Origin of the sequence: Acinetobacter sp. YH12226, from assembly GCF_013417805.1 — a bacterium.
Taxonomy (GTDB): domain Bacteria; phylum Pseudomonadota; class Gammaproteobacteria; order Pseudomonadales; family Moraxellaceae; genus Acinetobacter.
In genome coordinates this window covers 1-2,180 of the sequence record NZ_VPDG01000052.1, presented here as the reverse complement: position 1 = coordinate 2,180, position 2,180 = coordinate 1, and the positions used below count along the sequence as shown (strand labels likewise).

Annotated in this window: 2 protein-coding genes and 1 pseudogene; 2 read left to right on the top strand and 1 reads right to left on the bottom strand. The window is 42.5% G+C overall.

Features of this window, described 5'->3' with window-relative positions:
* Both FTV08_RS15970 and FTV08_RS15965 read left to right on the top strand, forming a co-directional pair.
* Positions 1–122: pseudogene (locus FTV08_RS15970) on the top strand (hypothetical protein); the annotation flags it as partial.
* Between the two features lie 67 nt (positions 123–189).
* Positions 190–654: an ATP-binding protein gene (locus FTV08_RS15965; protein ID WP_071830580.1), complete on the top strand. Its 465-nt coding sequence runs from the start codon at positions 190–192 to the stop codon at positions 652–654.
* A gap of 73 nt (positions 655–727) precedes the next feature.
* Here the strand turns inward: FTV08_RS15965 and mph are convergent, their stop codons facing one another.
* Entirely contained in the window at positions 728–1,615 is an 888-nt protein-coding gene (gene mph, locus FTV08_RS15960) for an Mph(E)/Mph(G) family macrolide 2'-phosphotransferase (protein ID WP_071830579.1), read from the bottom strand.
* Positions 1,616–2,180: the final 565 nt, after the last annotated feature.

Below are 2,180 nucleotides of genomic sequence, written 5' to 3'. Positions count from 1 at the left end.
ACCGCCATCGTGTCGTGATCGGCAAGGATACGCGCCTGTCGGGCTATATGCTTGAACCCGCGCTCACAGCCGGTTTCACCTCGATGGGCATGGACGTATTCCTTTTTGGCCCGCTGCCGACAACGTAATAGGAAGAATAAACGCCCTTTTCACCCAAGTCCAAATTAATTTGCCGATTCCATAATCAGGGTGTATTACAATTCCATAGAGTTTTTCAATCCAGGTGGTTTAGCTGATAACTTAACGATTGATCAGCTTCTTCGTGAAGATTACTCGCCATGGGCGCGCAATAAAAGGATATCTGCCACGTTCAAAGAAGCGCATTTTATTGAAAAATATGGGTCAGGCATCAAACGAATCCAAGAAGGCTTCGCATCCTATGGTCTGCGTCCCCCTGTCTTTGAAAATTTCCAGCACGGTTTTCGAGTTATTGTCTCATCAAAGCTACTTTTCGAATCTAATGAGGGAGTAAGTGAGGGAGTAAATCTACTATTTAATCAGATAAGAACTAATCCAGGAAAGCGTGCACCATTTTTAGTAAACGAGCTATTAGTTCCTGTCAAGATAGTAGAGCGGTGGCTCAAAATCTTAAGAGATGATCATAAAATCGAGTTTCGAGGAGCTCCTAAAAGTGGAGGATACTGGCTAAAATAGAAATCAATGATACTCTTAAGTGGCACCAATCGAACTCCTATTTTAGCATTTAAAAAAGTATCCTCACATCATTTTATTGAACAATACCTAAGGCTGCTCTGGCGGCATTGATATGATTATCGTCGTTGCACTCTACCGCAAAAGCGCCATATGCTAATGGAGCTGCAGCAGCCCTCTCTATAGATTGTTCGTAGAGCCTATCCCATATCGTTCCGCCTTGTTTAGCATACTCCGTTATCAAACTCTTCAGGCTATCCTCTCCAAAAACCGATACGTGACCAGAAAAGTCCAGTGCAGGATCACCCATATGCGCAGTAGACCAATCTATGATACCAGAGGTCTTACCTTCCTTCGAGGTTAAGACATGCCCTGCATAGAGATCGCCATGGATGAAACAAGTGAATTCAGGCCACAAAGGGTCATTGTCCAACCATCTACGGTATCTGTTTTCCAACGGCTCGCTGATACCTATCTCAGATTTCACCAAGTGGATACGGTCAGCTATTTCGGTCCTCAATTCACTTGGAGTCATTATTTTCAAGTTGCTCTTTCTCACATCGTCAGCTGTAATACGATGTAATTCGGCCAATGATTTTGCCAGAGACTCCACATAAGCTATGCTATCGCGATCTATGTTCCAAGAAACCTCATGTGTTATCGCATCGAATGTCAGAGCAGGCGCATCCTCCAGTAAAGGGTAGGCTATTAGGCGCTCCGATACAATTTTCCAATCAGGGACATTGATCGACAGGTTTCTTTTGGCTAAATCCAATATTCTACTTTCATTTTCGATTTGTTCAAGCATATCGCTTCTTCGAGGTATACGGAGTACCCAGTTCTCACCGTTTACTTCCTTTACAAAGGCAACTCTAAAGTCGATGCCCATCTCATTGACACTCATCTCTTCCGAAATTCTCAGCCCATGCTCTAGGGCTAATGTTTGCATATCTTCGATTGTCATTTCTATACTGTTTTCTTTTATTAAATTGGTACCAGTTCCCCCGACAGGACATTCTGAATGTCATATACAGGTGTAACACTTTACCCATATTCTTTTCGTATGGATAACACTTCCCATCAGGGAACAAAAATCTGATACATGAATTAATTGTGAGACAGTAGACCTACTGTCGCATTGAAGCCATCTCGGCGACTATTTGATTAGGAAAACCAAGGCTTTGCCATCATAGCCTTATCATAGAAGTATAACATAGTTGTAAAGATAGAAAATTATTTTTTATTCATCCATGATGTTATTATTTTATAATAACATCATCTAAACATGTCCTGTCGCTCTTTTGTGCTGTGATATTTCATACCTATTAACTGCTTTCGTTTGAATTATACGACGTTCTACTCACAATAGGGCAAGGGTTACTCATTCCGTAGGATGCGGTTCACGTATAGGAAGAATAAACGCCCTTTTCACCCAAGTCCAACAGCTTTGGACCGCAGTTGACTCTTTCGACACCCCTGCGATGCAACCCAATCCGGCTGACGGGGAGCCAGCAACGCTGAAAATTTAC

What these genes read in the sequence shown, in the direction of transcription:
- mph (WP_071830579.1), bottom strand. Translation starts at nt 1,615, where the DNA reads ATGACAATCGAAGATATGCAAACATTAGCCCTAGAGCATGGGCTGAGA.